The organism is Pseudoalteromonas sp. S327 (assembly GCF_005886415.1).
GTDB classification, from domain to species: Bacteria; Pseudomonadota; Gammaproteobacteria; order Enterobacterales; family Alteromonadaceae; genus Pseudoalteromonas; species Pseudoalteromonas atlantica.
Genome location: NZ_PNDP01000076.1, coordinates 30,659 through 45,795 on the forward strand (window position 1 = coordinate 30,659; position 15,137 = coordinate 45,795).

The 15,137-nt window shown below is 41.1% G+C and carries 12 protein-coding genes; 7 read left to right on the plus strand and 5 right to left on the minus strand.

Going from position 1 to position 15,137, the window contains the following annotated elements; translation table 11 throughout:
- The first annotated feature begins 136 nt into the window (after positions 1-136).
- From CWB60_RS19205 to CWB60_RS19225, 5 genes are all read left to right on the plus strand, one after another.
- Entirely contained in the window at positions 137-352 is a 216-nt protein-coding gene (locus CWB60_RS19205; RefSeq protein WP_004588505.1) for a hypothetical protein, read from the plus strand.
- 27 nt (positions 353-379) lie between these two features.
- On the plus strand, positions 380-1,864 hold the full coding sequence (locus CWB60_RS19210) for a sensor histidine kinase (protein ID WP_138577593.1): 1,485 nt from the start codon (positions 380-382) through the stop codon (positions 1,862-1,864).
- A complete protein-coding gene (locus CWB60_RS19215; RefSeq protein ID WP_024031669.1) occupies positions 1,865-2,326 on the plus strand; it encodes a response regulator in 462 nt (153 codons plus the stop codon).
- Between the two features lie 61 nt (positions 2,327-2,387).
- Positions 2,388-4,358 (plus strand): ATP-binding response regulator, encoded by a 1,971-nt coding sequence (locus CWB60_RS19220; protein ID WP_138577591.1) that lies wholly within the window; start codon positions 2,388-2,390, stop codon positions 4,356-4,358.
- A gap of 15 nt (positions 4,359-4,373) precedes the next feature.
- The gene (locus tag CWB60_RS19225; RefSeq protein ID WP_064386337.1) at positions 4,374-4,988 is read left to right on the plus strand and encodes a fumarylacetoacetate hydrolase family protein; all 615 of its coding nucleotides are present in this window, start codon (positions 4,374-4,376) and stop codon (positions 4,986-4,988) included.
- Here CWB60_RS19225 and CWB60_RS19230 read toward each other — a convergent pair.
- The 3 genes from CWB60_RS19230 to CWB60_RS19240 all read right to left on the minus strand — a co-directional run bounded on the left by CWB60_RS19230 (position 4,945) and on the right by CWB60_RS19240 (position 7,519).
- Positions 4,945-5,868 (minus strand): ABC transporter substrate-binding protein, encoded by a 924-nt coding sequence (locus CWB60_RS19230; protein ID WP_404821057.1) that lies wholly within the window; start codon positions 5,866-5,868, stop codon positions 4,945-4,947. The two genes, CWB60_RS19225 and CWB60_RS19230, sit on opposite strands and share 44 nt — an antisense overlap.
- Before the next feature lie 108 nt (positions 5,869-5,976).
- On the minus strand, positions 5,977-7,029 hold the full coding sequence (locus tag CWB60_RS19235; protein WP_138577589.1) for an aldo/keto reductase: 1,053 nt from the start codon (positions 7,027-7,029) through the stop codon (positions 5,977-5,979).
- A 67-nt stretch (positions 7,030-7,096) separates the two neighbouring features.
- Positions 7,097-7,519 carry an acyl-CoA thioesterase gene (locus CWB60_RS19240; protein WP_004588512.1) on the minus strand — a complete coding sequence of 141 codons (423 nt, stop codon included), beginning with the start codon at positions 7,517-7,519 and terminating at the stop codon, positions 7,097-7,099.
- Positions 7,520-7,995: 476 nt separating this feature from the next.
- Here CWB60_RS19240 and dinB point away from each other — a divergent pair, with 476 nt between their 5' ends.
- Positions 7,996-9,048 carry a DNA polymerase IV gene (gene dinB / locus CWB60_RS19245; protein WP_138577587.1) on the plus strand — a complete coding sequence of 351 codons (1,053 nt, stop codon included), beginning with the start codon at positions 7,996-7,998 and terminating at the stop codon, positions 9,046-9,048.
- A gap of 239 nt (positions 9,049-9,287) precedes the next feature.
- A complete protein-coding gene (locus CWB60_RS19250; protein WP_004588515.1) occupies positions 9,288-10,823 on the plus strand; it encodes a M17 family metallopeptidase in 1,536 nt (511 codons plus the stop codon).
- Between the two features lie 219 nt (positions 10,824-11,042).
- Here CWB60_RS19250 and CWB60_RS19255 read toward each other — a convergent pair whose 3' ends face one another.
- Together CWB60_RS19255 and CWB60_RS19260 are read right to left on the minus strand one after the other, a co-directional pair.
- The gene (locus tag CWB60_RS19255; protein ID WP_138577585.1) at positions 11,043-12,680 is read right to left on the minus strand and encodes a methyl-accepting chemotaxis protein; all 1,638 of its coding nucleotides are present in this window, start codon (positions 12,678-12,680) and stop codon (positions 11,043-11,045) included.
- Between the two features lie 143 nt (positions 12,681-12,823).
- Complete coding sequence (locus CWB60_RS19260) at positions 12,824-15,049, minus strand: S9 family peptidase (protein WP_096740059.1); 2,226 nt, start codon at positions 15,047-15,049, stop codon at positions 12,824-12,826.
- Positions 15,050-15,137 lie beyond the last annotated feature (88 nt).

Below are 15,137 nucleotides of genomic sequence, written 5' to 3' on the forward strand. Positions count from 1 at the left end.
CAGCTATTGACGCGTAAATTCGGCTTGTTTTCATTGAAAATCTCTGACTAGAGAAAAGAATTTGGTTATCACTATAATTTAATATTTTAGTAAGTTTCTTAACCAGAGTTCAGGTTGAATAAGTATAGGAAGTAATATGAGTGATGAAAAAGAAGTTAATACGCTAAATAAATTGGTACATGATGCGAGAGCTCCACTGAATAGAATTTCTATGAATGCAGAGCTCATTAAACTGGTATTAGAAAACGATATGCCAAAAGATAAAGCGTTAGCAGCACTCGATAAAATAATTTCAAACTGTCAGCAATGTAGCGAAAGCTTGCAAAACATTACTGATTTTAATAATAAGTAGTCATTTAAAATTAGGTATTTACACATAATGAGTAAGCAAAAGCAGCAGGGTAAAACGAATATAACGTGGGCCGCTTTTATCGCAATAGTACTGTGTATTGTTGTTGGCAATGCAGTTTTGGCATTAAGTACTATTCAGGGATTAACGCAAACGCAAAAAAGCTTGGATAACACCAGCTTATTAGCCGATGCCATTGAGCGTCTTCACTTATCAATTGTGCAGGCAGAGTCTGGCCAGCGCGGCTACTTACTCACCGAAGAAGAAGACTACTTAATGCCTTATTACGATGCGATAGGGCAAATAGAATCGCAAATGGAGCATGTAAAGTCTCTACACTCTGAAATTGATGGCCAAGCTGAGCGAATTGCTGAGCTATTAGTGTTAACAGAAGCTAAAATTAAAGAGCTTAAACAAACGGTTAAGCTGGCTACTAATGACAAAGAGCGCCGTGCGTTATATGTATTAAATACGCACAGAGGGCGAGAGCTATACAAAGATATTCGCGTTAAAGTTAATGATATTCAAGACCGAGAATTACTGTTTAAGGTGAGCCATTTTTCTAAGCTGGCACAAATAAAAAATGAAGCAAAAATCACCTTTGCTATTACAGCGGTTACCAGTGCGCTTTTAATAATAGGTATGTTTTTATTAACACGCCTAAATTTAAGAAACGCGGCTAAATACCGTGAGGAGCTTGAAATACAAAACGAAACACTTGCAACTAAAGTGTCTGAGCGCACGCAAGAGCTGACCTTATATTCAGATGAGCTTAGCCGCTCAAACCGTGAGCTTGAAGAGTTTGCGTTTGTTGCCAGCCATGACTTACAAGAACCACTACGAAAAATTCAAGCATTTAGTGACCGCCTAGAAACCATGTTTAAAGATGAACTGGGCGAAAAAGGCATAGATTACATAGGCCGTATGAAAAATGCAGCGCAACGTATGTCTAACCTTATTAACGATTTGCTAGAGTTTTCGCGGGTAACAACCCGAGGTAGAGACTTTGATGACACTGACTTAAAAGGCGTAGTTAACGACATTTTAAGTGATTTAGAAGTTGCCATTAAAGAAAGCAATGCGCACGTAGAGGTGGGCGAACTACCGGTTATACAAGCCGATAAAAGCCAAATGCAGCAGTTGTTTTTAAACTTACTGTCTAACGCTGTTAAGTTTAGAAAACCAGGTGTTGAGCCACACATAAGCGTAATGTACGAGCACAAAGACGAGTTTAGTGAAGAGCACAACGAAAAAGTGGGTTGGCAAATTATTACCATAAAAGATAATGGTATTGGTTTCTCACAAGAGTATGCTGATAAAATATTTGTACCATTTCAGCGCCTGCATGGGCGTTCGGAATATAAAGGCACAGGGATTGGGCTTTCAGTTTGTAGGCGTATAGTTGAGCGGCATGGTGGGATAATTACCGCTCATAGTAAAGACGGTGAAGGGGCAACCTTCATAATAAAATTACCTGTGGAAACAACGCTTTTCACACTACAAGGAGAGGCTTAGATGCCGTATTCAAAAGTGAAACCTATTACAATATTAATGGCAGATGATGACGAGGATGATCGCCTACTCACGCAAGATGCGCTAGCCGAAAGCCGTGTATTAAACGAGCTGCATTTTGTGGAAGATGGGGTTGAATTATTAGAGTACTTAGAGCGCAAGGGTAAGTTTGAAGATAAAAATTCATCGCCACGCCCAGGGTTGATTTTGCTTGATTTAAATATGCCACGTATGGATGGCCGTGAAGCACTTGAGGCCATTAAGGCAAACCCAAACCTTAAAGGCATACCGGTTGTTATTTTAACCACCTCTAAGCAAGAAGAAGACATGGTTAAAGGCTATAACTTAGGAGCGGCCTCTTATATTACTAAACCGGTAACATTTGATGGCTTGGTTGATTTAATGAAAACCCTAGGAAAATACTGGGTAGAATTTGTAGAGCTGCCGACAACGTTTAACGACTAAATAAGTAGCAACATTAAGCCCCTAATTAGGGGCTTATTAAATGCAATTAAAAGGAGGTAGTATGTTAGATAAAGTGACTCGCTTACTTTTAGTAGAAGACGATGAAGATGATTACATTCTCACTTGCGACTACTTAGATCAGTTAGATTCACATACATTTGACATAGAATGGATAAGCTCTCCTGAGCAAGCAATAAGCATTTTAAGTAAAAACGATCACGATATTTGTTTGCTTGATTATCGATTAGGCGCCTCAAATGGGCTAAGTGTATTAAAAAAGGCCATTGCTAATGGGTTTAGCGGGCCAATTATTATGCTTACAGGGCAATCTAATGATGAATTAGACTCTGCAGCACTTGATGCCGGCGCGGTAGATTACCTTATAAAAACAGAAATGAGTTCGAGCCGGTTTGCTCGCGCTATACGTTATGCTTTAGCGCGTAAAGATGTTGAAGGCGAGCGAGTAGAGCGTTTAAAAGCCGAGGCAGAGAACCGCTCAAAAGACAGATTTTTAGCCCACTTAAGCCACGAATTACGTACCCCGCTTTCATCTATATTAGGTTACACAGAGTTACTGCTGCAAAGCGACTTTAGCAAACAGGCCGAAAACGAATTAGGGGTTATTTACCGAAACGGTAAGCACTTGCTGAGCTTGTTAAACGACGTGCTCGATTTATCTAAAATTGCTGCCGACAAATTAGAGCTCACCTTAAGTGAAGTAAACTTAGATAGCATGCTGGCTGATGTTTACACTTTAATGCGTGTATCTGTGCTTGATAAAGGCTTAAACCTTCGCTTTGAGTCTCTACAGCCCTTACCTCTTATTGTGAGAGTAGATGCCACCCGCGTACGCCAAATACTCATTAACTTAATCAATAATGCGGTTAAATTTACCGAAAAGGGCGAAATAGTGGTTAGTGCCTGGACCGAGTGGGTTGAAGGCCAAGAAATGCTATTTTTTAGTATTAAAGATTCAGGCATGGGGATTGCCCCTGAAAAACAAGCATTAATTTTTAAACCCTTTGAGCAAATAGCCGATGTAGAATCGCGCTCTGTTGGCGGAGCAGGCTTAGGCCTTGCGATTTGTGCCGAGCTATTAGCGCGTATGCACGGCAGTATCGATTTAACCTCTAGAATGGGCGAAGGCTCTACCTTTACTATTTCGGTGTACCCAGGTGATATAAGTGAAGTAGAACGCCAAGTATTAAACTTTAGTAGTGGCTCGCAATTACAGACAAAATCAGCACCATGCAAAGTGACTGGCCGCGTATTAGTGGTTGATGATTTACGCGATTTACGTATGTTAGTTGGCCATATGATTAGCACATGTGGTGCGCGCGTAGACTACGCCGAGCATGGCCAGCAAGCGCTTGAAAAAGTAAGAATTGCCGAGGCGTATCGCTCACCTTACGACATTATTTTTATTGATATACATATGCCTGTAATGGGCGGTAAAGAAGCGACAATAGAGCTTAGAAAAATGGGCTATACAGGCCCAATTATTGCGCTTACTGCCGCCACTATGAAAGGCATACATGAAGAGCTTGCCGCCCTTGGCTTTAACGATGTAATACCAAAGCCCGTTGATAGCTCTTCTTTGTATCAATGCTTACAAGATTACTTAGTATCGTCAGAGCATGCGCCTCAAGCTAAAAACATTCACAGCGACAAAGCTGTAATAGAGAAAAAACAGCGCTTTTTATTGGTTGAGGACGACCAAGATGCAGCGCAAATTACGCAGTTGTTGCTAGAAAGTTTAGGGGTAGAAACCGTTATTACCTCAACGTGTGCACAGTGTTTACAAACCCTCAATCATGACCAACAATTTAATAAGGTATTGCTAGATATGCACTTACCTGACGGGCGTGGTGTAGATTTAGGGAAGCAAATTAACGAACGTTACCCTGACTTAAGCTTAGTGATTGTTAGTGGTGCAGAGCCCGATCCTAAGCAGATCAAAGATTTAAATATTAATCATGTACTTTTGAAGCCGATTAATCTGAGCTTATTAGAAACCTTGATCAGCTCGTAATTTAGAAGTTATTTTATGCAGTCGATAAAACTAGAAAGTGAGATATTAACGCCCTCTAAAGTAGTATGCGTTGGGCGTAATTACACCGCGCATATTGCTGAGCTTAATAATGAGCTACCAGATCAAATGGTATTGTTTAATAAACCGAACAGTGCGCTTTCGTCTACCTTATTTGCTACGCACAATAACGACACACTGCATTATGAAACCGAGCTGTGTTTTGTTATTAAAAATAATGAGTTGGCAGGCGTAGGTTTAGGGTTGGATTTAACTAAACGTACCGTGCAAAGTAAGCTTAAAAATAAAGGGCTACCGTGGGAGCGCGCCAAGGCTTTTAACGGCTCGGTATTACTAACGCCCTTTGTAAGTATTGCGGATGCCGAGCAGGCGTTTACGTTTGAGCTTAAAATTAACGATAACGTTATTCAGCAAGGCGATACGCAATTTATGATACATAAGCCTAAAGATATTTTAAGTGAAATTAATGAGTTTATGCACTTAGAAAATGGCGATGTAATAATGACAGGGACGCCTGCAGGCGTAGGAGAAGTGCCTGCAAATAGCGTATTTACAGTAAGCTTGTATGCTAATTCGACGTGCTTGTTATCGCAGAGCTGGCAGGCACAATAGGATTGAGTATTTGCTGTTGGTAATGCTTAGTAAACTGCGGAAAACTTTGCTCTAACCAAAAACGCTGACTATTTATATAAGCAGGCGATTGTAATACCTGCTTATGTAGCGCTTTATTTATTTTATTAAGCGCCTTGGTAGCAAAATCATTCGGTGCTCTTACTGCACACCCTATAGCCCCTAAAACAAACTCTCTGGGGTCTTCTTCAATTGGCAAACTGACTATATTCTTAAACTTACTGTGGTTGACAAAATAATCCCCCATAAACGGGTAGTCTATTGTGTAATCTAAAAAGCCGCGACTTAAGCGAGCAATAACAGCTTGGCTTTCATTTTCGCTGCTCCAGCTTAGCGATGCTTTATGATACACCGTGGTGTTTTCGATTATTTTATTAATTTTTGAAGTAAACTTGCGCGCCGCGGCTTGACCATATACATATTGCTCGTCTGACAATAAATGAATAAGTTTAATAGGGCTGCCATGCTTAGCGTGTATTTCTGGAGCAAGTTTTTGAGTGGTTAAAACCGAAAAAGGCGGGTAAACCGTGGTGGGGGTAGAAAACTGTAACACCCCATTGGCCGTTTTTTTATGAATAACACACGGAAAACATGCATTATCGCCTTCATTTAAGTGCTTATTAATTCGCTCTTGCGGCACGATTAGTCGCGTATGTTTTACATCATCAATACTGTTAATTAGTTGCTCGGTGAGGTTGTCACAAATACCGCCTTGCGGCGCATGCGAATCTTTATCCATATGAAACGGGGGCGTGTAACTTTGTAGCCATACAATTTCTTTAATTGGGTGAGTATTGTCAGCGTACCCGTAACGCATTAAACCACCTAGTACACCAAAGAATAAAATTACATTTCTAAGCATAACTCACTAAAAATAATCCATTTAAGTTAACTTTAGTATAGTTTTACTTTGTATATGTTCAAATGTAAGAGAGAAAAAGGCAGTAAAAAAACTGCCTATTATTTTGGTTTAGTATGGCTGCGGGTAATCTTTAAAAATAGTACCAATTTCAGCTAGTGTGTCGTCGCTTAAAGTTATGCTAAAAGCGTCAATGTCTTCTTTTAATTGGGCCATGCTGGTCGCACCAATAATTGACGAGGTAACGCCATCGACTTGATTACACCAAGCAAGTGCCAATTGGGCTGGGGTTATGCCGCTTGCATGTGCAAGCTCTACATAACGCTGCGTGGCTTTTTGCGCGTTAGGGGTATCTCTAAAAATGCCATTGCGCTGCATAAATGTCCAACGCGAGCCAGCTGGGCGCGCGCCGTTTAGGTATTTACCCGTTAGCAGGCCTGCAGCAAGCGGTGACCAAGGTAAATAAGCAATGTCTTCATGGATACACTGCTCAATTAAGTAGGGCCAATCTTTAGCGTGCGCTAGGCTAAACTCGTTCTGAATAGACACCATACGCGGTAAGTTATGCGCTTTTGCTAAATTTAAAAATTGGCTAATGCCCCATGGGGTGTCATCTGAAAGGCCACAATATTTTATTTTTCCGGCTTTAACACACTCATTAAGGCCCTCTAAAATATCAAGCATACCCGCTTGTTGTTGCTCAGTATCTACGTCACTAAAAGTGAGTTTACCTGGCCACTGCCTGCCAAAATGTGGGGTAGAGCGATTAGGCCAATGCAATTGGTATAAATCTATGTAGTCGGTTTGTAGGCGTTTCAGCGAGTTATCTACGGCCTCAATGACAGCGCTGCGTGTTATATCGCCGCCATCTCGTACCCACGATAGGCCATTGCCTGCAATTTTGGTCGCCAATACAATATCACCGCGCTTTTGCGCATTGCGACTAAGCCAGTTACCTATAATTTGCTCTGTTTTACCGTAGGTCTCTGGTGAAGGAGGAACGGCATACATTTCGGCAGTATCTATAAAATTAACGCCTTGTGCCAAGGCATAAGCTATTTGCTCATCGGCTTCTTGTTGGGTATTTTGTTTACCCCAAGTCATGCTGCCTAAGCATACTCTAGAAACATCAACACCGCTGCTGCCTAACGGACTGTATTGCATTTAAAATCCTTAAATTATGTAAGATCTTGAGAGTGGATAATTAATACCAATTCGCAATAAAACCTAATTAAGCGAATTGGTGTAGTGCCGATAGTAATGGCTCTGAAATCGCCGCTTTTTGTCCTGTTTTAAAGTCAAACATAACAACTTGAGAATAGCCTGTGGTAGTAATAGCTTGCTGAGCATGGCTAAATACAGAGTAATTCATCATAAAACGGTCGCTTTTTATATCTGAAATAGTAATACCTACGGTTAAGGTATCTGGGAAGGTCACTGGACGTTTATAGCGAATATTGTTTTCACTAATGACCGGGCCTATTCCACCTGGTTTTATCGTATCAAACTGATTTATTTTATTTAGAAAATCGATACGCGCAATTTCAAAATAACGCAAGTACACCACGTTGTTAACATGTTGTAGGGCGTCCATATCGGCCCATGCTACGGTGATATCGGTATGTATAGGGTGCTGATCTTTGAACCTTTGCATGTATGTGTACTCTTAGTTTTAAATGAATGAGATTATCAATATGGTGTTTGTAGCTCAAGACAATAAATGCCATGTTTTTTTATATGATGATTGTACCTATTTATTTTTAGGACTACAGTTAAATAACACAGACAACACACACACGAGAACACACATGCAAAATATAATTAATTGGGCTTTAGCCAGTTTAGTTTTTATAGCGTCTTTTGCTTGCTATGCAATGGGTAATGCCTCCGGCGGCATAATGCTTTTAGCTGCGGGGTTTTTATTGGAGTTTGTTTTTTGGCTACATTGCTTTAAAAAATCAAAGCGCTTTAAGCAGCCGTTTTAAAAAAGCTGTTTAAAGCTTGCACGGTTTAACGCGCTACACCTAGTAGCGCTTTTAACTTTAGCAAGTTAAACAGGCTTTAATGGACTTGCTTAATGAAAGTGAATCCTTAATAATGGCTGTATAAATAAACAGTTGTTATGTGGTAATGAAAAAGTTTATTCATATCGACATGGACTGCTTTTATGCAGCGGTTGAAATGCGCGATAACCCCAAACTTGGCAGTGTGCCTTTAGCGATTGGTGGCAATAGCCGTCGTGGCGTGCTCTCTACAGCAAATTATATAGCGCGCGAATATGGTGTTCGCTCGGCTATGTCTAACTACCACGCTAAGCAATTATGTCCCGATTTAGTTATTGTGCCTGGGCGCATGGCGGTTTATAAAGAAATTTCTAACCAAATACGCGCTGTATTTAAACGCTATACCGACCAAATAGAGCCGCTGTCGCTTGATGAAGCTTACCTAGATGTAACCAACAGCACCGCATGCAAAGGCAGCGCAACGCTTATTGCTCAGCAAATTAGAGCAGATATTTATAACGATACCGGCCTTACTGCCTCTGCCGGGGTTGCCCCCATTAAGTTTATTGCCAAAATAGCCAGTGACGAAAATAAACCCAATGGTCAATTTGTGGTTTTACCGGATGAAGTTGATGCGTTTTTAAATAATTTACCGCTGGGTAAAATCCCTGGTGTGGGCAAAGTAACCCTCGAAAAGCTTAATTTAAAGGGGTTATACACAGGTAAAGACGTTCGCGAGAAAGGCGTTAATTGGATGCAGCAGCATGTGGGGAATTTTGGTGTATCGCTTTATCAAAAATGTGCTGGCGAATATATTGGTAAAGTAACCACTGAGCGAGTCCGTAAATCCCTTAGTGTTGAACACACCTATGAATACAATAAAAATAGCTTACAAGAATGTTTAGATCAGTTACCTAAATTACTCGAAGAGCTAACAGCGCGCCTTAATAAGCAACAGCTACAAAATCGTATTAATAAGCTAAGTGTAAAAGTGAAGTTTGCAAACTTTGTTGTTACCTCAGCGGATCAAGCTCATCATCAATTAAATACTGCTATTTTTACTGAATTACTCTCTAAGGCGTATCAACGCGGTATGCAGCAACCGGTGCGTTTATTAGGTATTGGGGTAGGTGTTAAAAATGAACCTAATTTAAATCTGCAACTGAGTATTCTTGATTAACCACACGCTTTTTTGCAATTTAGAGTGCTTTAGTACAGTAATTTAAACGTGGAGCAAGCAGGGGCTGCCTTTACTAAAAGCTATATAGTTGTTGTTAGTTTCTTCTTAAAACACTGAGTCACTTTAGTTAGCTGTAAAACCAAGTTGCCAGATTAACATGAGCTGATCGCAGTTGGCTGGTTTTGTGTTTTTATATCAACGATAATAGCCCCTTATGTTTTCTAACAGGAGTTTTACTTATGGCATATCCTCAAGCGATAGCTGCACAATCACTTAGTGCAAGCTTTGACTCATTTTCTCACGATGCACTTATTATAATTAGTGATGACTTTTCTCAATTAGCCAATAACTCATTAAGTGATGCTATCGAATCACACGCTAAAGTAGATTCTCGTATTGGTAAACAAGTTACGTTTTTAGTGGTTGATAATGTACGCGTTGTTTTAGCACCTACGGGGCCGCTTAACCGCGATTACGATGATGTAAGGCGCTACTTTGATGCTGCTAAACTAGCGATTAACGAAGCAAAAGCCGCGGGTAGTGTGAACCCTGCTATTTACTTACCTAAATTACATACAGATGCGCGTTACCAGCATGCGTTAGAAGTGGCGTATTTAGGGGCATGCCAAGCATTATGGCAGCCTTTAGAGGCGCGCGAATACCACGGCGAAAGCATTGAACCTATTACGCAAATAGGTTTAATAGATGCAAATGAGCAAACAGTTAAAGCTGTAAATGCAATTGCAGCAGGGCAATATGCGGCACGTGATTTATGTGGTACTGAGCCTGAACGTATGGCGCCACCACGTTTTGCTGATTACTGTGTTGAGCTTTTTAAAGGCTCTAAAGTAGCGGTTGATGTGATTGACGATATTAACACGATAGATAAAAACTACCCTATGCTTAGCACTGTTGCGCGCGCATCTTATGCGGTTGAGCGCCATCATCCACGTGTTGTTAAGCTAGAATACGTGCCAGAAGGTGAAGTAACGCGCACGCTAATGTTTGTTGGTAAAGGCTTAGTATACGATACCGGCGGCGCCGATTTAAAAGTAGGCGGTTACATGGCGGGTATGAGCCGCGATAAAGGTGGGGCTGCATCCGTTGCGGGCTTTATGAAAGCCGTGGCAGATTACCAACCTAAAGGCGTTAAAGTTATTTCTTACTTAGCTGTGGTTCGTAATTCAATTGGCTCAGATTGTTTTGTACCAGATGAAATTATCACTAGCCGTGAAGGCGTACGTGTACGCATTGGTAACACCGATGCAGAAGGGCGTTTAGCTATGGGTGACCTACTTAGCGAAATGAAAGATGTCGCCAAAGGTGAAGTTAACCCAACACTGTTCACCGTGGCAACCCTTACAGGCCATGCGGCACGTGCTATGGGCCCTTACGGAGCGTATGTTGAAAACGGACCTGCACGTAGCGCTAATACCTCTCGTCAAATAGCGGATTGTGGTGATTTATGGGCAGATGCAGCTGAGGTTTCTCGCTCTCGCCGTGAAGATTACGACTTTATCAAACCGCGTACCCTCGCTGATGATGTTTTATCAAGCAATAATGCCGCCTCTGCTGTTACAGCCCGTGGGCATCAATTCCCTATGGCGTTTTTAGCCGTTGTTGGTGGGCTTGATAAACACGGTAACGACTCTGAGCAGCCGCTTCCTTATGTACATATGGACATTGCTGGTAGTGGTGTCGAAGGCGGTGATTGGCAGCACGGCAAGCCAACCGCAGCATCAGTAACGAGCTTGTTTGCGCGCTACTGTATGTAATACCAATCCGCAATAATACTTAATCATTTTTCGGGGCTAAACGTGTCGCTATCTGTGTTAAAAAATTCTCATTTAGAACAACTAAATAGCAAATTTTTTGCCTAGCCATCAACACGTTTTTCCATCCTAAAAATAGATCACTTAATTATGCGAAATGGTATAAGCTAAAAACGCTTATGTAATAAAAAGCCCTGTTAATTCAGGGCTTTTGTTTTTTAATTATTTTAATTTAAAGCGATTAACCACGCTCGAAAGCCCTTGGCTACTTTGTTTAAGGTTATCGCTGGCATCGGTAAGTTGCTTTGTATTATTTAGTGATTGCTCGGTTGATTGAGATAGCTCGTTAATACGTAAATTAACCTCGTCAGCAGCTTGTGTTTGCTGCTCGGTGGCACGGGCTATTTGGCTGTTCATGTCGGTAATTATAGATACCAGCCTTTCTATTTCATTGAGCGATGTATCTGCAGATGAAACCTGCTCTACCGTCGTCACCGACAGTGCTTGGCTTGATTTTACCGCCTCTACTGCCGCTTTAGCGCCTTCTTGTAATTTAGTGATCATGGCTTGAATTTCATCTGTGCTTTGCCCAGTTCTGCTGGCTAATGTGCGCACTTCATCGGCAACAACTGCAAACCCTCTACCGTGCTCGCCTGCACGAGCCGCTTCTATAGCAGCGTTGAGTGCAAGTAAGTTTGTTTGCTCCGATATACTTCTGATCACATCAAGCACAGAGCCTATATTGTTACTTTCGTTTGCTAAATCTTCAGTTACTTGGCTCACTGTTTCTATATTACTTGAAAGTGTTTCTATGGCGGTAATGGTATTCGCTACCACGTTTTTACCGGTTGAGGCATTGTGCGCTGCATCATTGGCAGCTTGTTCAGCGGCTTCGGCATTACGACTCACATCATGAATTTGGTGCGTCATTTGCTCCATGGCGGCGGCTACTTGTGTGGAACTGTCGTTTTGTAGTTCAATGAAGGAGTGGCTTGTTTTACTTGACTCATCCACCGTATGAGCGTGTTTGCTTACATCATCAGCACTGTGCGATACATGTACTAACGACTCGCGCATTTTTAAAACAAATAAATTAAAAGAGCGTGACAGCTCTGATATTTCATCATTGCCCGATTCGTTTAGCGTACGTGTTAAGTCACCTTCACCTTGCGATATGTTTTTCATCATGTCTGCGGCAAGACGAGTAGGCGTGAGTATACTTTTACCAATAAAGTAACTTAATAAAATGACAGCAATAATCATAACTAAAGCGCTAATTATGATGAGATTACGCTGCTCGCTAAATGCTTCATCTATTGAATCTAGGTATACGCCTGAGCCAATAATCCATTGCCACGGGCTAAAGCCTTTTACAAATGCGACTTTATCTACCGGCTGGTCTTTTCCTGGTTTTGGCCATTTATAAGGTATAAAACCTTCTTTTTGTTGTTTTACAATGTTCACCATTTCTACAAAAAGTGCTTTGCCATCGGGGTCTTTATTATTACTTAAGTCTTTACCGTTAAGCCCAGGCTTTATTGGGTGCATTACCATTTTGGGCTGGTAGTTGTTTACCCAAAAGTAATTTGTTTTGTCATAGCGCAGCGCTTTTATAGCGGCCAGTGCTTGTGATTGAGCCTGCGCTTGTGTGAGTGTATTGTTTTGTTCAAGCTGGTGGTAATGCTCAATAACACTGTATGCCGTTTCTACTACATTTTGGGTTTTTAGATATTGCTCGTTTTTGAGTGAGCTATATTGATGAGTTAAGCTAGATATACTAAGTACTATTAAGCCAAATACAACAATGGCTATTAACAGTAAAAAACGCTGGAAAATACTGAAACTACGTAGGTTAAGCATTAATTTGTCCTCAATTAGTGTACGCCTTAGCGCATAGAATAAGCGTAGCTAAAAAAAGCGTTTAATCTAGGCTCACTAACTTATTAAGACAAAAAAAAGGCTGATTTTTCAATCAGCCTTTAGTCTATTTAGTCGTCATATGATTATTTAACATCAAAATGTCGATTAAAGAAGTTTGTGATGGTTTGGTGTAAATGTGTTTGCACCTGTTTACCGCGTAAGCTGTGTTTTGAGCCTGGGTAGGTCATCATTTCAAACTGTTTTTCGTTATCTTGTAGTTGTTTAAATAATTTAGTGGCGTGGGTAAATAACACGTTGTCATCGGCCATGCCATGGTAAATCATTAATGGGCCTTTTAAGCCATCAGCGTATGGGAATACGGCGCTGTCTTCGTAGCCTTTGGCATTGGTTTTTGGATGACCAAGGTAGCGCTCAGTGTAATGGGTGTCGTAAAGTGCCCAGTCAGTAACTGGTGCACCTGAAACACCGGCTTGAAAGTAATCGCCCGCTTTAAACATGGTCATTAGGGCCATGTATCCGCCATAACTGTGGCCATAAATACCAATGCGTTGTGGGTCTACGTAATCAAGCGTGCGTAAAAACTCAACGCCTTTAATTTGATCAGCTACTTCTACAACACCTAAGTGTTTGTAAATAGCGTCTTCAAACTTTTTACCACGGTTGTATGAGCCTCGGTTATCGAGCTGAAAAATAACATAGCCTTGTTGCGCCATGTATTGAAAGTACAAGTTTTTGCTGCGCCAGCTATTTGTAACGCGTTGTGCATGCGGGCCGCCGTATACATTAACAATTACTGGGTGCTTTTTACCGTCTGCAATATTACTTGGTTTAAACAAGCGGTAATGCATTTCTTGGCCATCTTCAGCTTTAATTGTGCCGTACTCTGGAGTTGCTAAATCACTTAAATAAGGTGTTAATGGGTGGCTATCATCAAGCTTATTTTGTTCAAGCCATGTGATAAATTCGCCGTTTACTTTACGTAGTGCCGCCGAGTTAGGCTTGTTTACCGATGAGCTATTATCAATAAACGTTTTGCTGTCTTTAGCCATTACCACTTTGTGGTATTGGCCTTGTTCGGTGATGCGCTTAATATTGCCTTTTTTAAACAGTGGTGCGCTGTATAAATGGCTTTCAAGCGGGGTGTCTTTACGTCCTGCAAAGTACACTATGCCCTTTTTCTCATCTACGCCTTTTAAGCTATCAACAACCCAGTCTCCTGAGGTGATTTGTCGAATTAGCTGGCCGTTAGTGCGGTACAAATAAAGGTGTTTAAAACCATCGCGCTCAGAAGCCCATACAAAATGCTTTTTGTCTTTTAAGAAATGCAGATCAAAGTTTAAATTGATCCACGTATCGCTGTTTTCTGTTAACGCTACTTTTTGCGTTTTAGTATCGCTATTGTAAAAGCGTAGTTCTAACTTATGTTGTGAGCGATTTTGCCATTGATACGAAAGTGTAGTGCTGTCTTTTAGCCACTTAGCACGTGCAATGTAAATATCTTTATCGTCGCCTAAATCAACCCAGTCAACGTTTTGATTATTTAAAGACACAACGCCCAGTTGTATTTCAACGTTGTCGGTGCCTGTAAAGGGGTAACGTTGATTAAATAGCTTTACTTCGTCTGCATAAATTTCGTTACGGATGGCTTCTTTTACTGGGGTTTCATCTACGCGGGTAAATGCAATTTTAGATTCATCACCAGCCCACCAGTAGCCAGTCATACGGCTCATTTCTTCTTGCGCTACAAATTCGGCCATGCCGTTTTTAATAACGCCACCGCCATCTTTGCTCAGTTGTATTTCTTTACCTGAATCAAGTGCTAAAGCGTAAAGGTTTTGCTCGCGAATAAACGATACATAGTTACCTTTAGGAGAAAAACGGGCATCGGTTTCAAACGCTTCTGTATTGGTAAGTTTTTTACTTTTACCAGATGCAAGCTCGTAATAATACAGGTCACCATTGAGTGGGAATAACAGGGCTTTGCCATCTTTAGACCATTTATACTCTAAAATACCTTTACCAAAAATACGTTGGCGTTCGCGGCGTGCTTTTTCCTCATCAGAGAGGTTTTCTGGGCCTGAAAATAGCTTTGCAGAATCAACCAGTATTCTGTTGGTGTTATCTTTTAAGTTGTATTCCCATAAATCATAACGGTTGTAGTCGTCGGTTTTACCTTGCAGGTAAGTTACGCGGCTACCGTCTGGTGAAAACTTAAGTTGTACGGGAGCTTTACCCGACAAGCTCGGATCATCAAAAATACGCTCTAGCGATAATGGTTTTGCTTGTACGCTTAGTGCGCCAACAGCTAGCGGTAGTGCGAGGGTTAAGTGTTTTATTTTTTTTAGCACAAGGTTGCCTTAGCTTATTATAAATATTGTATTAAATGGTAAAGCTAAGCGTGTGCAACTGCAAATAAATGCTATAAAGTGGCCATTA

What these genes read in the sequence shown, in the direction of transcription:
- CWB60_RS19205 (WP_004588505.1), top strand. Translation starts at nt 137, where the DNA reads ATGAGTGATGAAAAAGAAGTTAATACGCTAAATAAATTGGTACATGAT.
- CWB60_RS19210 (WP_138577593.1), top strand. Translation starts at nt 380, where the DNA reads ATGAGTAAGCAAAAGCAGCAGGGTAAAACGAATATAACGTGGGCCGCT.
- CWB60_RS19215 (WP_024031669.1), top strand. Translation starts at nt 1,865, where the DNA reads ATGCCGTATTCAAAAGTGAAACCTATTACAATATTAATGGCAGATGAT.
- CWB60_RS19220 (WP_138577591.1), top strand. Translation starts at nt 2,388, where the DNA reads ATGTTAGATAAAGTGACTCGCTTACTTTTAGTAGAAGACGATGAAGAT.
- CWB60_RS19225 (WP_064386337.1), top strand. Translation starts at nt 4,374, where the DNA reads ATGCAGTCGATAAAACTAGAAAGTGAGATATTAACGCCCTCTAAAGTA.
- CWB60_RS19230 (WP_404821057.1), bottom strand. Translation starts at nt 5,868, where the DNA reads ATGCTTAGAAATGTAATTTTATTCTTTGGTGTACTAGGTGGTTTAATG.
- CWB60_RS19235 (WP_138577589.1), bottom strand. Translation starts at nt 7,029, where the DNA reads ATGCAATACAGTCCGTTAGGCAGCAGCGGTGTTGATGTTTCTAGAGTA.
- CWB60_RS19240 (WP_004588512.1), bottom strand. Translation starts at nt 7,519, where the DNA reads ATGCAAAGGTTCAAAGATCAGCACCCTATACATACCGATATCACCGTA.
- dinB (WP_138577587.1), top strand. Translation starts at nt 7,996, where the DNA reads ATGAAAAAGTTTATTCATATCGACATGGACTGCTTTTATGCAGCGGTT.
- CWB60_RS19250 (WP_004588515.1), top strand. Translation starts at nt 9,288, where the DNA reads ATGGCATATCCTCAAGCGATAGCTGCACAATCACTTAGTGCAAGCTTT.
- CWB60_RS19255 (WP_138577585.1), bottom strand. Translation starts at nt 12,680, where the DNA reads ATGCTTAACCTACGTAGTTTCAGTATTTTCCAGCGTTTTTTACTGTTA.